This is a genomic window from Pseudomonas sp. GW823-FHT04A03, from assembly GCF_058796615.1.
This window is the reverse complement of sequence record NZ_JBXAIV010000004.1, coordinates 227,285-243,165: the sequence shown is the minus strand read 5'-3', so window position 1 is coordinate 243,165 and position 15,881 is coordinate 227,285. Positions and strand designations below refer to the sequence as shown.

The 15,881-nt window shown below is 61.5% G+C and carries 13 protein-coding genes and 1 riboswitch; of the genes, 8 read left to right on the top strand and 5 right to left on the bottom strand.

The annotated features are described in order from the left end of the window. Positions 1 to 90 precede the first annotated feature (90 nt). The 5 genes from AC1Q9F_RS13740 to hldE all read left to right on the top strand — a co-directional run bounded on the left by AC1Q9F_RS13740 (position 91) and on the right by hldE (position 6,109). A complete protein-coding gene (locus AC1Q9F_RS13740; protein WP_207984834.1) occupies positions 91 to 1,263 on the top strand; it encodes an O-antigen ligase family protein in 1,173 nt (390 codons plus the stop codon). Positions 1,264 to 1,278: 15 nt separating this feature from the next. After that, positions 1,279 to 3,084, top strand: coding sequence for a lipid A export permease/ATP-binding protein MsbA (gene msbA / locus AC1Q9F_RS13735; protein ID WP_492620105.1), 1,806 nt, complete (start codon positions 1,279 to 1,281; stop codon positions 3,082 to 3,084). 189 nt (positions 3,085 to 3,273) lie between these two features. Next, entirely contained in the window at positions 3,274 to 3,978 is a 705-nt protein-coding gene (locus AC1Q9F_RS13730; RefSeq protein ID WP_492620106.1) for a sulfotransferase family 2 domain-containing protein, read from the top strand. Continuing rightward, positions 3,971 to 4,582, top strand: coding sequence for an adenylyl-sulfate kinase (gene cysC, locus AC1Q9F_RS13725; RefSeq protein ID WP_492620107.1), 612 nt, complete (start codon positions 3,971 to 3,973; stop codon positions 4,580 to 4,582). The genes AC1Q9F_RS13730 and cysC overlap by 8 nt, the downstream gene beginning before the upstream one ends. 102 nt (positions 4,583 to 4,684) lie before the next feature. After that, entirely contained in the window at positions 4,685 to 6,109 is a 1,425-nt protein-coding gene (gene hldE, locus AC1Q9F_RS13720) for a bifunctional D-glycero-beta-D-manno-heptose-7-phosphate kinase/D-glycero-beta-D-manno-heptose 1-phosphate adenylyltransferase HldE (protein ID WP_007952241.1), read from the top strand. 66 nt (positions 6,110 to 6,175) lie between these two features. Here hldE and AC1Q9F_RS13715 read toward each other — a convergent pair whose 3' ends face one another. The 4 genes from AC1Q9F_RS13715 to AC1Q9F_RS13700 all read right to left on the bottom strand — a co-directional run bounded on the left by AC1Q9F_RS13715 (position 6,176) and on the right by AC1Q9F_RS13700 (position 9,622). Beyond that, on the bottom strand, positions 6,176 to 7,144 hold the full coding sequence (locus AC1Q9F_RS13715; protein WP_236181172.1) for a metal ABC transporter ATPase: 969 nt from the start codon (positions 7,142 to 7,144) through the stop codon (positions 6,176 to 6,178). 31 nt (positions 7,145 to 7,175) lie between these two features. Further along, on the bottom strand, positions 7,176 to 7,988 hold the full coding sequence (locus AC1Q9F_RS13710; RefSeq protein ID WP_011332151.1) for an aldo/keto reductase: 813 nt from the start codon (positions 7,986 to 7,988) through the stop codon (positions 7,176 to 7,178). Then, complete coding sequence (locus tag AC1Q9F_RS13705; protein ID WP_492620108.1) at positions 7,985 to 9,160, bottom strand: NAD(P)/FAD-dependent oxidoreductase; 1,176 nt, start codon at positions 9,158 to 9,160, stop codon at positions 7,985 to 7,987. Before AC1Q9F_RS13705 ends, AC1Q9F_RS13710 begins: the two co-directional genes overlap by 4 nt. Before the next feature lie 129 nt (positions 9,161 to 9,289). Further along, positions 9,290 to 9,622, bottom strand: coding sequence for a DMT family transporter (locus AC1Q9F_RS13700; protein ID WP_085608473.1), 333 nt, complete (start codon positions 9,620 to 9,622; stop codon positions 9,290 to 9,292). Positions 9,623 to 9,724: 102 nt separating this feature from the next. Here AC1Q9F_RS13700 and AC1Q9F_RS13695 point away from each other — a divergent pair, with 102 nt between their 5' ends. Beyond that, complete coding sequence (locus tag AC1Q9F_RS13695; RefSeq protein ID WP_007952236.1) at positions 9,725 to 10,627, top strand: LysR family transcriptional regulator; 903 nt, start codon at positions 9,725 to 9,727, stop codon at positions 10,625 to 10,627. A gap of 11 nt (positions 10,628 to 10,638) precedes the next feature. Further along, positions 10,639 to 11,919, top strand: a complete 1,281-nt coding sequence (waaA, locus tag AC1Q9F_RS13690) for a lipid IV(A) 3-deoxy-D-manno-octulosonic acid transferase (RefSeq protein WP_492620109.1) — start codon at positions 10,639 to 10,641, stop codon at positions 11,917 to 11,919. Between the two features lie 31 nt (positions 11,920 to 11,950). Here waaA and AC1Q9F_RS13685 read toward each other — a convergent pair whose 3' ends face one another. Next, a complete protein-coding gene (locus tag AC1Q9F_RS13685; protein WP_207984841.1) occupies positions 11,951 to 13,384 on the bottom strand; it encodes a TolC family outer membrane protein in 1,434 nt (477 codons plus the stop codon). A 196-nt stretch (positions 13,385 to 13,580) separates the two neighbouring features. Further along, a riboswitch (TPP riboswitch) is annotated at positions 13,581 to 13,686 on the top strand. Between the two features lie 146 nt (positions 13,687 to 13,832). On the opposite strand from AC1Q9F_RS13685, the gene thiC reads away from it, so the two are divergent. Further along, the gene (gene thiC / locus AC1Q9F_RS13680) at positions 13,833 to 15,722 is read left to right on the top strand and encodes a phosphomethylpyrimidine synthase ThiC (protein ID WP_492620110.1); all 1,890 of its coding nucleotides are present in this window, start codon (positions 13,833 to 13,835) and stop codon (positions 15,720 to 15,722) included. Positions 15,723 to 15,881 lie beyond the last annotated feature (159 nt).

Genomic DNA, 15,881 nt, shown 5'->3' with positions numbered 1-15,881 from the left:
GAACGGGGCGCTGTGGCGGGCAATGATGCCGAAAAGTTTCAGCTTTAACCATGCCGGGCTGGGTGGGTGAACTCTATCAGGAGCAGTTTGATGCAAGACACACGTTGGGCGAAAGCATGGATGTCGACAGGTCTGTTGTGGTTTCTGTTGGCCATAGCCTTTGCGCCTACCAACAAAGCCTATCAGCAAGGCTTGGTCGTATTGCTCTGGATACCGGCGATTGTCTTTTCCTGGTCCGCGCGGGCCCGGCTCAGGGAAGTGCTTCATGAGCAGCGCTGGATCTGGCTGCCGATGCTTGCGCTTCTGGCCTGGTCATTGATCACTCTTTCATGGACAAGCGCCGCGGACAGCGGGCGCGAGGCCAAGCGTTTGCTGTATATCGTGGTTTTTCTTGTGTTCTTTCCGGTTTTTGCCAATGGCGGAACCGACCGTGTGATTCGCATCATGCAATGGGGTGGAATCGGACTGGCAGTCACGGCAATCATGGCTATCGTCAAATTCTACTTTCTCGACAGCAATACCCTGATGGCGCGCGTGGAAGGTCTGGGCGAGTTGTCTCATCCGATCCTCGGCGGCTACGTCATCGGCCTGGCGGCGGTATGGCTTGTCCTGTGGCCACCGAAAACGGGAAGGATGCAGGTTGTCTGGGCAATCGCGCTGATGTTCCTGGGTATGTTCGTGCTGCTCAGCCAGAGTCGTGGCGCCGCATTGGCATTGTTTCTCACGTTGCTTGCCATGCCGATCTGGTGCGGTGACCGCCGCAGCCGTGCAATTGCGGCGTGCGCGTTGGTTGTCGCCATGCTGGCTTTCGTGCTGTTCGAGCCTTTGGTCCTGGCGCGCGGTGTCTCCTACCGGCCGCAGATTCTGATGGCCTGCCTGCAAATGATCGCTGAGCACCCCCTGCGTGGGCTGGGGCTCGGTGGCGACTACAGAGTGTTTGCGTCGGGGATGTATTTTGACCATGCCCATAATCTGTTCACCCATGTGGCTATCGAGCTGGGGCTGCCGGGTTTGCTGTTGTGGTGTGCGATCTGGATTGCTGTCTTGTGCCAGGCCTGGAAAGTGCGGCGAACCCTCTACGGCAGGGGCATCATCGGCATCTGGCTATTCTCGAGCCTGGCCATGCAATTCGACGCCGCCAGCCTGACGGGAACCCCGAGGGCCGAGTGGTTCGTAAGCTGGTTGCCTATCGGACTGGCCAGTGTTTTGGTATGGGCTCGGGCCAATCCCGATGCCTGTGATAAAATTTCGCGTTCTTCCTAACCAGTGAGCTCTACGATGAGTGACGTACCGCCCAAAGCGGAACAGGATTCCAGCCTGAAAATCTACTTTCGGCTGCTGGGATACGTAAAGCCCTATATCGGCCTTTTCCTGCTGAGTATTGTGGGCTTCGTGATCTTTGCCTCCACCCAGCCGATGCTGGCGGGAATACTCAAATATTTCGTCGATGGCCTGAGCAATCCCGAAGCGGTGCTCTTCCCCAATGTTCCTTATCTCAAGGATCTGCAGTTGTTGATGGCCGTGCCGTTGCTGATCATTCTGATCGCTGCCTGGCAGGGGCTGGGGTCGTTTCTCGGCAACTATTATCTGGCGAAAGTATCGCTGGGGCTGGTGCATGACCTGCGCATCGAGTTGTTCAACAAACTGCTGGTGCTGCCCAATCGTTATTTCGACACCCATAACTCCGGGCATCTGATCTCGCGCATCACGTTCAATGTGACCATGGTGACCGGCGCCGCTACCGATGCCATCAAGGTGGTTATCCGTGAAGGCCTGACGGTGGTGTTCCTGTTTGCCTATCTGCTCTGGATGAACTGGAAGCTGACCCTCGTAATGCTGGCAATCCTCCCGTTGATTGCCTTCATGGTGGGCAGTACCAGCAAGAAATTCCGCAAGCAGAGCAAGAAGATCCAGGTGGCCATGGGTGATGTGACTCATGTGGCTTCCGAAACCATCCAGGGCTATCGCGTGGTGCGCAGTTTTGGTGGCGAGAGCTATGAAGAGCGCCGTTTTGCCGCCGCCAGCCAGAGCAACACCGACAAGCAATTGCGCATGACCAAGACCGGAGCGGTCTATACGCCCATGCTGCAACTGGTGATCTACAGCGCCATGGCCGTGCTGATGTTTCTGGTGCTGTTCCTGCGTGGTGACGCCACGGCCGGTGATCTGGTGGCGTACATCACTGCCGCGGGTCTGCTGCCCAAGCCGATCCGGCAGTTGTCGGAAGTCAGTTCGACCATTCAGAAAGGGGTTGCCGGTGCCGAAAGTATTTTCGAGCAACTGGACGTGGAACCTGAAGTGGATAACGGCACGGTGGAGCGTGAGCGGGTCAGCGGTCATTTGCAGGTACGCAATCTGAGCTTCACGTACCCGGGCACCGATCGCGAAGTGCTGAAGAACATCAATTTCAGTGCGTCGCCAGGCCAGATGATCGCACTGGTGGGTCGCTCCGGTAGCGGCAAGTCGACTCTCGCCAGCCTGATTCCGCGTTTCTATCATCACGATATCGGTGAAATTCTGCTCGATGACGTCGAGATCGAGGATTACCGGTTGCGCAACCTGCGTCGACACGTTGCACAGGTCACCCAGCATGTGACTCTGTTCAACGACACCATCGCCAACAATATCGCCTATGGCGACCTGGCCGGTGCTCCCCGGGCCGATATCGAAAAGGCAGCCGCCGATGCCTACGCGATGGATTTCATTTCGCAAATGCCCGAAGGCCTGGACACCCAGGTCGGGGAAAATGGCGTGTTGCTGTCCGGCGGCCAGCGTCAGCGCCTGGCGATAGCGCGGGCGCTGTTGAAGAATGCACCGCTTCTGATTCTCGACGAGGCGACCTCGGCACTGGATACCGAGTCCGAGCGTCACATTCAGGCAGCGCTGGATCACGTCATGAAAGGCCGCACCACACTGGTCATCGCTCATCGGCTGTCGACGATCGAGAAGGCCGACCTGATTCTGGTAATGGATCAGGGCCAGATTGTCGAGCGTGGCACCCACGCGCAGTTGCTTGCGCAGAACGGCTACTACTCGCGTCTGCATGCGATGGGCCTGGATGCTCCGGCTGAAGACATCGCCTGATCCCGACGACAGGGTGGGTCTGCCCCGCTCTGTCGCCCTTCGGGGCGTGCAATGCGCCCCCGGGATATGTATCCATTTCTTTACGTTTCTTGACCAATCTTGAATAAATCCCGGTAACACGCTTGTTAAGGTTCTCGAACGAACTTTGACTTCAATCGAGAGGGCCATCCCTTTCGCGTGGGTACTGCGATGCTGCAACGTTATCTCTGGAAGCTGTTGCCCAAGGCGCAGCGCCAATTTCTGCTGGATCGACTGTCAGTCGTGGACCGTCAGGTCGTGAACAAGTCGATGTCTGCGAATCGGTATTACCCCGAATCGTTCGCGCAGCATTCCTGTCTGTTTATCCATGTTCCCAAGTGCGCCGGCAGCAGTATCTGTACGGCGATGTTCAATGGCAGGACCCCGGGTCACCTGCCGCTGTACTGGTACGAGCAGCAGTTTCCCGAGCAGTATGCCGCTGCATACAAGTTTGCTTTCGTACGAGATCCTCTGGAACGGGCCTATTCGGCTTATGCATTTCTCCATGGCAATACGTTGAGCGGGCGTGATCATGCCGCGCAGCAACTGGTTCGGCAGTACCGGGACTTCGACGATTTCATTGCCCGCTGGCTGCACCCGGAGACAATTTCACGACAACTGCATTTTGCTGCGCAGAGCGATTTTCTGACCGATTCGCTGGGCCATCTGGCCATGGATTTCATCGGTTATCAGGAACACCTGGAGCGGGACTTTCAGATGGTCTGCGATCAGTTGGGGATGGTGTGTCAGCTGCCGCACGTCAACAGTTCCGTGCAGCGCCAGCCGATCAAGGCGCGAGAGTTCTGCTCCTTGCGTACACGGCGTCTGGTACGTCGGGTCTATCAACGCGACTATGAGTTGCTCGGTTATGAATGAAGTGTTGCCCGGTCTGGCGACCGCATCGGCCATTCGCCCCTACAGCTTCACGCTGTCTTCTCGGGACAGAGCCGCGCTCATGGCCCAGCGTCCACGTTGCCTGTGGCTGACCGGATTGTCCGGTGCCGGCAAGTCGACCCTGGCCAACACCCTGGAAGTGCATTTGCATGAATTCGGCCTGCACACGTTTTTGCTCGACGGCGATAATCTGCGCAGCGGCCTTTGCCGGGACCTGGGGATGGATGATGCGAGTCGTCGGGAAAACATCCGGCGCATGGCCGAAGTCGCCCGGCTGATGGTTGATGCGGGGCTGATCGTCATCGTCGCGGCGATCTCGCCGTTTCGGGCCGACCGGGACGCTGCGCGGCGACTGTTTGCCGAGGGCGACTTCATAGAAGTGCATGTGAGCACCTCGCTCACGGTGTGCGAGCGCCGTGATCCAAAAGGTTTGTATCAGGCGGTGCGCCAGGGCCGTATCCAGCATTTCACTGGCATCGACAGCCCTTACGAGGCGCCGTTGGCGGCGGAATGCCGGATCGACACGGAAGCGGTCGAGCCGAGCGAGGCCTGCGAGCGGCTGGCGGCTTTTCTGCTTAAAAAATGAGCAAAAAAGCCAGCTGTTTCATCCTGTTGCAGCCGCCGCACAAGCCTTCGCCAACCCTGTGTTAATATCGCGCCCCTGTTCATTTTGTATGTGGGTTGCTCCATGAAGTTGTCCATGCCGCGATTCGATCAAGCCCCTGTCTTGGTGGTCGGCGATGTCATGCTCGACCGTTACTGGCATGGTGGTACCTCACGGATTTCCCCTGAGGCGCCGGTTCCTGTCGTTAAAGTCGAGCAAATCGAAGACCGCCCGGGCGGTGCCGCCAACGTTGCCTTGAACATTGCCGCGCTGGGTGCGCCGGCGTCGCTGGTCGGTGTGACCGGTGATGACGAAGCCGCCGACAGCCTGAGCAACAGCCTCAAGGGTGCTGGCGTGCGAGCCTTGTTCCAGCGCATCGCGCACCAGCCGACCATCGTCAAGCTGCGGGTCATGAGCCGGCACCAGCAATTGCTGCGTATCGACTTCGAAGAACCGTTCGCCACCGACGCACTGGCCCTCGGCGCGCAGGTCGATGATCTGCTGGAAGGGATCAAGGTGCTGGTGCTGTCCGACTACGGCAAAGGCGCCCTGAAAAACCATCAGGCGTTGATCCAGGCCGCGCGTGCCAAAGGCATTCCGGTGCTGGCCGACCCGAAGGGCAAGGATTTCTCGATCTACCGTGGCGCGAGCCTGATCACCCCGAACCTCAGCGAGTTCGAAGCCATCGTCGGCGGTTGCGCCGATGAGCACGAGCTGGTGACCAAGGGCGCGACGCTGATGCACGACCTGGATCTCGGCGCACTGCTGGTGACCCGTGGCGAACACGGCATGACCCTGCTGCGTCCGGATCATCCGGCGCTGCACCTGCCGGCCCGGGCCCGTGAAGTGTTCGACGTGACCGGTGCCGGCGACACGGTGATTTCCACCCTGGCAGCCGCGATTGCTGCTGGTGAAGAACTGCCGCACGCGGTGGCGCTGGCCAATCTGGCGGCGGGCATCGTGGTGGGCAAGCTGGGTACGGCGGCGATCAGCGCCCCGGAACTGCGTCGCGCCATTCAGCGTGAAGAAGGTTCCGAGCGTGGTGTGCTGGGTCTGGAGCAACTGCTGCTGGCAGTCGCCGATGCCCGTGCGCACAACGAGAAGATCGTGTTCACCAACGGCTGCTTCGACATCCTGCATGCCGGCCACGTGACCTACCTCGAGCAGGCGCGGGCCCAGGGCGATCGCCTGATCGTTGCGATCAACGATGACGCTTCGGTCAGCCGTCTGAAAGGACCGGGCCGTCCGATCAACAGCGTTGACCGGCGCATGGCGGTTCTCGCCGGTCTCGGTGCAGTGGACTGGGTGATCAGCTTCGCTGAAGGCACTCCGGAAAACCTGCTGCGCGAGGTCAAGCCGGACGTGCTGGTGAAGGGCGGCGACTACGGCATCGACCAGGTTGTCGGCGCCGATATCGTCAAAGCCTACGGCGGCACCGTTAAAGTGCTGGGGCTGGTGGAAAACAGCTCGACCACGGCGATTGTGGAAAAAATTCGCAAGTCCGAGTGATGCAAACATAAAGACCGCGCCTGCGATGACTCTCCAGAGTCACTCGCAGGCGCGGTCTTTTGCCGTTCAGGAGTTCACTTTCTTGCGCGGCACGATTTTCTTCAGCAGTTGCTTCGCCTTGCCGCGCAACCGTGCCAGTCCCGTGTCTTTGGGCGGTGGAGTCAAACCCTGCTGGCGCAGCCAGTCCTTCCAGCGAATCCGCTCATCGCGCACCAGCCAGCCGTCCTGTTTGGCGAAACTTTCCGCCAGATACAGGCCGCGTGTGCCTGCCGGGTACAACTGACCTTTCTTCAGCGTGTACAGCTCAGGCAGCGGTTCGCCGTCCTGCAACGGCATCAAGTACAGGTCGGGGCGCTTGCGGTCGAGCCGGGCGACCAGTTGATCGCCTTCCAGTCGTTCATCGACATGGAACAGGCTGAGGTTCTTGGCTTCCTTGGGCACGTCCAGCCGCAAGTCATAGATCAATTGCAGCGACGCGGTCGGCAAGTGCACGTAGGCTCTCGGACGTTCGAGCAGTTGCAGATTGGCGCAGCGCACCGGCCGCGCCGAACCGGACAGCGGCGTCAGGCGAAAGGGCAGGGCTTCGCGATAATGCAGCGCCGAGGCGTACGGCGCCGGCAGCCAGGTGTCGTTGAAGCGCCCGCCGAGCCAGCCTTCCGGGGTTTCCAGCAGGCATTCCTCGGCGATCTCCTGGATCGCCGTGTGCAGCGGAATATTCAGTTCATGGGCCGGCACGTAGCCGGAAATCAGCTTGAGCACCACATCGCCGCGATCCTGCCGACGCTGGCGCACCAGCACCCAGTAATCGCGATTCTGCCAGTGCAGCGTCAGGCGCACCGAGACGCCTAGGTTGGCCAGCTCCAGCGCAAACCGCTCGGCGTCGGCCACGCTGACCGGTTTGCGCCGCTGCAGGGTCTGGGCGAAATTCAGCGGCATGCCCACGCTCTGGTAGGTCAGGCCTTCCGGCGTGGCTTCGACGAACAGCGGCAGCGTCTTGAAGTTGCTCGGGTTCTTTCTGATGAGCGTACGCGGCATGTCGGCTCCTGCTTAAGGCCGCGAGGCGGCGTCAGTGACCACGAAGGACCTGGGCAACGGTCGCAACGTTATGGGCGAGGTGCAGCGGATTGATCGTCCCGACGATGGCACTGGCCACACCGGGCTGGGCGAACAGCAACTCGAAGCTGGCGCGCACCGGATCCACGCCGGGACTCAGGCACACGTGACCGCTGGCCAGGGCCTTCTTCACCAGAATGGCTTTGCCGTGGGCAGCAGCATAGTCAATGACCGCCTTCTCGTTTTGTTCGTTCAGATTGTAGGTGACCATCGCGCAGTCGCCTTGCTCCAGTGCTTTGAGGCCACCGTCGACGGTTTTGCCGGAGAAGCCGAAGCCGCGAATCTTGCCCTCGGCCTTCAGCGCCGCGAGGGTTGCGTAGACTTCGCTGTCGTTGAGAATCGCCAGATCGTTGCCGTCGGAGTGCACCAGCACCAGGTCGATAAAATCGGTTTCAAGACGTTGCAGGCTGCGCTCCACCGACATCCGGGTGTGGGCGGCGCTGAAGTCGTGGGTCGACTGGCCGTCGACAAACTCTTCGCCGACTTTGCTGACGATCACCCAGTCCTGACGCTGACCGCGCAGCAGTGGGCCGAGGCGCTCTTCGCTGCGGCCATAGGCCGGGGCGGTGTCGATCAGGTTGATGCCCAGCTCCCGCGCCTGCTTGAGCAGCATGCGCGCGGCATCGTCGTCGGGGATCTGGAAGCCGTTGGGGTATTTCACGCCCTGGTCGCGGCCGAGTTTGACGGTGCCCAGGCCCAGCGGCGAAACCAGCAGGCCGGTGCTGCCCAGCGGGCGATGCAGATCGTGCAGGGTCGGCAGGCTCATGGCAGCAGTTGCTCCCAGGCCGGAACACCCATCGGTGGTTTTGGCAGTTCGGGCAACGGGGCTGCGTGGCTTGGCTGGATGCCGTCGCGTTCGAGGGACGCGATCACGCGGTCAGCGAAGTCCGGCGCCAGGGCCAGTTTGGTTGGCCAGCCCACCAGCAGGCGACCTTCTTCAGCGAGGAAGGCGTTGTCCGGGCGGGTAAGACCGGTTTGCAGCGGTTCGGCGCGATCGACGCGCAGGGTCGCCCATTGCACGGTGCTCAGGTCGATCCATGGCAGCAACTGACCGAGCTCTTTCTGGGCGGTGGCGATCTGCTCGGCCGGCTCACGGGCCACCCCTTCGGATTCGGCAATGTCGCCGCCCAGATACCAGACCCACTGACCGTCGGCGGCCGGGTGGGTGGTCACGGTGATGCGCGGCTTGGTGCCGCCACCGAGGCAGTGCGCGTACAGCGGCTTCAGGCCCGGGCCCTTGGCGATGATCATGTGCAGCGGTCGGCGTTGCATGGCCGGATGAGTCAGGCCCAAAGCAGTCAGCAAGTCGGCAGTACCGGCACCGGCACTGAGCACGATGCGCTGGGCACGAATCTCGCGGCCGTCGACTTTCAGGCCAATCAGCACGCCACTTTCCAGCAGTGGCTCGATGGTCTGGCCGGCGAGCAGACCGTCGCCCGATAGGTCGGCCAGACGCTGGATCAGGCTCGGCACATCAATCACCAGTTCGGCGAGGCGGTAGACCTTGCCCTTGAAGCGCTTGTCTTGCAGGGCCGGTGGCAGTTGATCGCCCTTGACCTGATCGACCCGGCCACGCACCGCTTTGCTGGCGAAGAAACTGGTGAGGTTGCCGGCCAGGGTGCCCGGCGACCACAGGTAATGGGCTTCGGACAGCAGGCGCACGCCGCTCAGGTCCAGTTCGCCGTCGCCGGCCAAGGCTTCACGCCAGCGGCGCGGCATGTCGGCGATGGCTTCCGAGGCGCCGGTCAGCGCACCGTGCAGCGCGTACTTGGCGCCGCCGTGGATGATGCCCTGAGACTTCACACTCTGCCCGCCGCCGAGGCTGGCGCTTTCCACCAGCACGGTCGAGAAACCCTGGCGACGCAGGCGCGCGTTCAGCCAGAGACCGGCGACACCCGCGCCGACAATCAGCACGTCGGTGGAAATTGGAGATGGCATGCAACGACCTCAGTGTTCAAGACGAGGGCGCAGTATACAGACTCGGGGAAAAGGGGATTTGTCGATGATCAACAGAGGGAATGCATGAGTCCTTGCCGGCGCGAGTGCCTGCAAGGGCTCATGTCAGAATCAGTGGCCGGCGGTTTTCGAGAACAACTGAATCACCACCACGCCGAGCACGATCAGCGCCATCCCGAGCATCGCTGGGACATCCAGCTTCTGCCCGTAGATGAACAGCGCCGCGACGCTGACCATCACGATGCCCATGCCGGCCCACACCGCGTAGGCCACACCGACCGGCACGCTGCGTACCACCAGGGTCAGCATCCAGAACGCAATGGCGTAGCCGACGATGACCAGCACCAGTGGCAATGGCGTGCTGAAGCCTTTGACGGCTTTCATCGAAACGGTCGCTATCACTTCGGCACAGATGGCGATGGCCAGGTAGACGTAAGCGTTCATGTTCAAATCCTCGTGTGTAGCGTTGCTTTCTGAGGCGGCATTCTAGTGACTCCCCAGATGGGGTAAAGTCATTACCTATCTGTTTACAAGATGGGTTGGCCGATGAGCATGCAGTGGAATCTGGAGCAATTGCGGGTGTTCGTCGCGGTGGCCGAACAGCGTTCGTTTTCCGCCGTGGCGCGTCAGCAACGCAAGGCGCAGTCGGCGATCAGCAGCGCGATTGCCATGCTCGAGGACGACCTCGGTGTCAGTCTGTTCGAGCGTAGCAGTGGTCGCCAGCCGAGTCTTACCGAAACGGGTGAAGCCTTGCTTGAAGAGGCGCGTGAGGTGTTGCGCCAGTGCGAGCGCCTGAACGGACGGGCCGTGGCCATGATGCGCGGGCAGGAAGCGCAACTGCGGGTGGCGCAGGACGAGGCGATGCCTTATCAGGCGCTGGTGGAAAGCTTCGGTGCGCTGGCCGAGCAGTTTCCCAGTCTTGAGGTGCAACTGACCAGCGCCGCCCAGGGCGAAGTCTCGCGCAAGCTGGTGGAGCGCCGGGCCGATCTCGGGCTGCTGTTCTATCACGACGAAATCCCCGAAGCGCTGGAGCGTCGGGTGCTGGGCAGCGTAGAAATGGTCACGGTCTGCGGCGTTAATCATCCGCTGGCGGCGCAATCCCGAGTCAATTGCCAGCAACTTGCTCAGCATCGGCAACTGCTGATGTCGACCCAGACCAGCGTCTACCCCGGCAGCGAACCGGCAAGCCCACAGGTCTGGCGTGCCGACAGTTTCTACGTGATGGCCGAATGGCTGGTGCGTGACCTCGGCTGGGCCTGGCTGCCGCGCCACGTGGTGCAGTACTCGGCCTATCAGGGCCTGATGGTGGAACTCGACAGCGAATGGACGCCGCCGGCACTGGTGGTGGAACTGGTCTGGCGCCGCGACGAACCGCTCGGGCCGGCCGCCCGTTGGCTGGCGGAGCGATTTGCCATACACCTGCGGGCGATCGGCGGCAAAAGCCGATAAACTCCGCCGCCATGAATAGAACTCTCTACACCGCGCTGTTTTACCTGGGGCTGCCATTGGTGGCGATTCGGCTGTGGCTGCGTTCGCGCAAGGCGCCGGCGTATGCCAAGCGGATTGGCGAACGTTTCTCCTACGGCATGCCGACCTTGCAACCGGGCGGTATTTGGGTTCACGCCGTGTCAGTGGGCGAAAGCATCGCCGCCGCGCCGATGATCCGCGCGCTGCTGCAACGTTATCCGCAGCTGCCGATCACCGTGACCTGCATGACACCAACCGGTTCGGAGCGGATCCACGCGATGTTCGCCAACGAGCCACGGATTCAACACTGCTACTTGCCCTACGACTTGCCCTGCGCGGCGGCGCGTTTTCTGGATCGCGTGCAGCCGAAACTGGCCGTGATCATGGAAACCGAACTGTGGCCCAACCACATTCACCAATGCGCGAAACGCGGGATTCCGGTAGCGCTCGCCAACGGGCGCCTGTCCGAGCGTTCGGCCAAAGGCTATGGCCGGTTCAGCAAGCTGACCGCGCCGATGCTCGCCGAGATGAGCCTGTTCGCCGTGCAGACCGAGGCCGAAGCCCAGCGCTTCCGCGATCTCGGTGCGCGCCCGGAGACCGTCGAAGTCACCGGCTCGATCAAGTTCGACCTGACCATCGACCCGCAACTGCTGCAACGCGCTGCTGAACTGCGTGGCCAATGGCAGGCGCTGGAGCGGCCGGTATGGATCGCCGCCAGCACCCATGAAGGCGAAGACGAGGTGGTGCTGAATGCTCACCGTCGTTTGCTGGCCAACCATCCCGATGCGCTGCTGATTCTGGTGCCGCGCCACCCCGAGCGTTTCAATTCGGTGTTCGAGTTGTGCCAACGCGAAGGTTTTGCCACGGTGCGTCGTTCCACTGGCGCGAGCGTCGATGCGCAGACTTCGGTGCTGCTCGGCGACACCATGGGCGAATTGCTGTTTCTCTACGCCCTGGCCGACAGCGCGTTTGTCGGCGGCAGCCTGGTGCCCAACGGCGGGCACAACCTGCTGGAACCGGCAGCGCTGGCGAAACCGGTGATCAGCGGCCCGCACCTGTTCAACTTTCTCGACATCGCCGCGCAACTGCGCAGCGCCGGGGCGTTGGCCGAGGTGGATGATGCCGAAGGGCTGGCGACAGAAGTGCAGCGTCTGTTCGAACTGCCGCGCGACGCACAGCGCATGGCCGACGCCGGGCTGAGTGTGATGCGCCGCAATCAGGGCGCGTTGCAACGTTTGCTCGATGGCCTGGGAAGGTTGATCGACCGCCCATAAAAAAACGCAGCCTCAGGGCTGCGTTTTTTGTTTAAGGCCGGGCCTTGAGCTGAGCTTCCGCAGCCTTGGCCAGATCTGGCGGCAGGAAATCCTTGTCCGGGTTGTAGTCGGCTTTCAGATAACGCGTCAGGTCCTGCAAGTCACCCGGATTCAACGTCCCCGCCGCCTGCTTCAGGCGCAGGTTGTCGAGGATGTAGTCGTAGCGGGTGTTGTTGTAGTTGCGCACCGAGGTGTAGAGCTGACGCTGGGCGTCGAGCACGTCGACGATGTTGCGCGTCCCCACCTGATAACCGATTTCCGTGGCTTCCACCGCGCTCTGGTTGGAGATGATCGACTGGCGGCGCGCCTGCACCTGCTCGACGTCGGTGTTCACCGCGCGGTGCAGGTTGCGGGTGTTCTCGACGATCTGCCGGCGCAGGCCTTCACGTTGCTGTTCGGTCTGATCAAGTTGCGCGTAAGACTGGCGCACCTGGGAGCTGGTCAGCCCGCCGCTGTAGATCGGGATGTTCACCTGCAACGCCAGGGTGCGTTGTTCGACGTTGCCGCCATACGGCGTGCCGAAAGCATTCGGGTTGCTGAAGCCGAACGAATCGTTGTCGCCTTTCTCGTACTTCGCCACGGCGTCGAGGGTCGGCAGGTGGCCGGCCTTGCGCTGTTTCAAGGTCTGTTCGGCGGAGCTGACCGCGTAGTTGCTGGCCAGCAGATTGAGGTTCTGTTTCGCGGCGGTATCGACCCAGGCCTTGGCGTCGTTCGGCGCCGGCGGCAGGATCGGCAACGTGTGGACGATGCCCTGGATCGAGTTGTATTGGCGGTTGGTCAGGGTGATCAGCGCTTCGAACGCATCATCGACCTGACGCTGGGCGACGATCCGGTTGGCGCGCGCGGTGTCGTAACTGGCTTGCGATTGCAGCACGTCGGTCTTGTCCGACAGGCCCACATCGAAGCGCTCGTTGGACTGGTCGAGCTGGCGTTTGAACGCGGCTTCCTCGGCCTTGGTCGAGGCCAGGTTGTCCTGACTGCGCAGCACGTTGAAGTAGCTTTCGGCGGATTGCAGGATCAGGTTCTGCTCGGTGGCCGAGAGTTGCAGCGCGGCTTGCTCGTTGACGTCCTTGGCGGCCTGGTACTGGAACCAGCGGTCGGCGCGGAACAGCGGCTGCGCCAGGGTCGCCTGATACGACTGGGCACTGCGGTTGGCGACGGCCGATGGCTGATCGATGTCGGTGCGCACATTGGCGACCTGAGCGCCGCCGGACAGGTTCGGCAGCAGCCCGGCGCGGGCCTGGGGCACGACTTCTTTCTGCGCGCCGTACTGGGCGCGGGCGGCGGCCAGGTCGGCGTTGTTGTCGACCGCTTCCTGATAAACGCTGACCAGATCAGTTTTTGTCGATAAAGGCGCTTCTGCTGCCCAGACCGTAGCGGTGGACGCACAAGACACGGCGACAGCCAGTGAGAGTTTGCGCAGCATGAGGCGATCCCTAGCATGAATATTATGGAAATAATCCGGGCGCCAAAGGTAAGGCGCGGCCCATGCAGCGTCAAGGCGCAGCATGGCGTAGCGAGTGTAGTTGCGCAGGCGGCAGGCAACAATCTGCCAATTGCGCCATTCATCATGGTGTTTGCAGCGGTGTTGGCGTTCTTTGCCGGTTGTGTCTAGACTGGCCGGGTTCTTGTCGGGGTGCCTTGCTATGAGGCTGAGATCGAATAATTTCGGATCCCGTTGAACCTGATCAGGTTAGCGCCTGCGTAGGGAACAAGATTTCTCGTCACCCGGCGAGTCCTCTTGTGCTTCGTCCGGGATATTGTTCGACAATCGAACGCTCGACGACGATGCACAGCACCAGTCCTGGTGCGTCCGTGCCTTTCAGGTTCTGCTCCGACAATCCACTGCCTGGATGCTGTCTGGAGAGCCCGTGATGACTACAAAATCTAAAAACGCGATCAACCTGAGTGACTCGGCCAAGGTCGACGAGCAGTCGGTTCAGCCGTTCACCCGTTCGCAAAAAGTCTACGTTCAGGGCTCCCGCCCGGACATCCGCGTGCCGATGCGCGAAATCACCCTCGATGTGACCCCGACCGACTTCGGCGGCGAAATCAACGCGCCGGTCACCGTCTACGACACCTCGGGCCCGTACACCGATCCGAACGTGGTGATCGATGTGCGCAAAGGTCTGGGCGATGTACGTTCGGCGTGGATCGACGACCGTGGCGACACCGAGCGCCTGCCAGGCCTGAGCTCGAATTTCGGTCAGGAGCGCCTGGCCGATCCGGAGCTGACCAAGCTGCGCTTCGCCCACGTCAACAACCCGCGCCGCGCCAAGGCCGGGGCCAACGTCAGCCAGATGCACTACGCCCGCAAAGGCATCATCACCGCCGAGATGGAATACGTCGCCATCCGCGAAAACATGAAGCTGCAAGAGGCCCGCGCTTCCGGCCTGTTGAAGCAGCAGCACGCCGGCCACAGCTTCGGCGCGAGCATCCCGAAAGAAATCACCCCTGAGTTCGTCCGCGAAGAAATCGCCCGTGGCCGCGCGATCATTCCGGCCAACATCAACCACGTCGAACTGGAACCGATGATCATCGGCCGTAATTTCCTGGTGAAGATCAACGGCAACATCGGCAACAGCGCGCTGGGTTCGTCCATCGAAGAAGAAGTGGCGAAACTGACTTGGGGCATTCGCTGGGGCTCGGACACCGTGATGGACTTGTCCACCGGCAAGCACATCCATGAAACCCGCGAGTGGATCATCCGCAACTCGCCGGTTCCGATCGGCACCGTGCCGATTTATCAGGCGCTGGAAAAAGTGAATGGCGTCGCCGAGGACCTGACCTGGGAGCTGTTCCGCGACACGCTGATCGAGCAGGCGGAGCAGGGCGTCGATTACTTCACCATCCACGCCGGCGTCTTGCTGCGCTACGTGCCGCTGACCGCGAAACGCGTGACCGGCATCGTTTCCCGTGGCGGCTCGATCATGGCCAAGTGGTGCCTGGCGCACCACAAAGAGAACTTCCTCTACACCCACTTTGACGAAATCTGCGAAATCATGAAGGCCTACGACGTCAGCTTCTCGCTGGGCGACGGCCTGCGTCCGGGTTCGATTGCCGACGCCAACGACGAAGCGCAATTCGGCGAACTGGAAACCCTCGGTGAGCTGACCAAGATCGCCTGGAAGCACGACGTGCAGTGCATGATCGAAGGCCCGGGCCACGTGCCGATGCAGTTGATCAAAGAGAACATGGACAAGCAGCTGGAGTGCTGCGACGAGGCGCCGTTCTACACCCTCGGCCCGCTGACCACCGACATTGCGCCGGGCTACGACCACATCACCTCCGGCATCGGTGCGGCGATGATCGGCTGGTTCGGTTGCGCGATGCTCTGCTACGTGACGCCGAAGGAACACCTGGGTCTGCCGAACAAGGATGACGTGAAGACCGGGATCATCACTTACAAAATCGCGGCCCATGCGGCGGACCTGGCCAAAGGACATCCGGGCGCGCAGATCCGCGACAACGCCTTGAGCAAGGCGCGTTTCGAATTCCGTTGGGAAGACCAGTTCAACCTCGGTCTGGACCCGGACACCGCTCGTTCGTATCACGATGAAACGCTGCCGAAGGATTCGGCGAAGGTCGCGCATTTCTGTTCGATGTGCGGGCCGAAATTCTGCTCGATGAAGATCACTCAGGAAGTCCGCGAATATGCGGCCAACCAGCGGATCGACGCGGTCGACGTGGACGTCGCCCAGGGTCTGGCGGAACAGGCCGAGCGGTTCAAGAAGGAAGGCAGTCAGCTGTACAAAAAAGTTTGATCCCGCACTGATCGTTCCCACGCTCTGCGCCGAACCACCCGCGCCGATCGTTCCCATGCTCTGCGTGGGAACGCCTCTGGGGACGCTCCGCGTCCAGTGACGCGGAGCGTCACGGCTGCATTCCCACGCAGAGCGTGGGAACGATCACACAACGGGTCA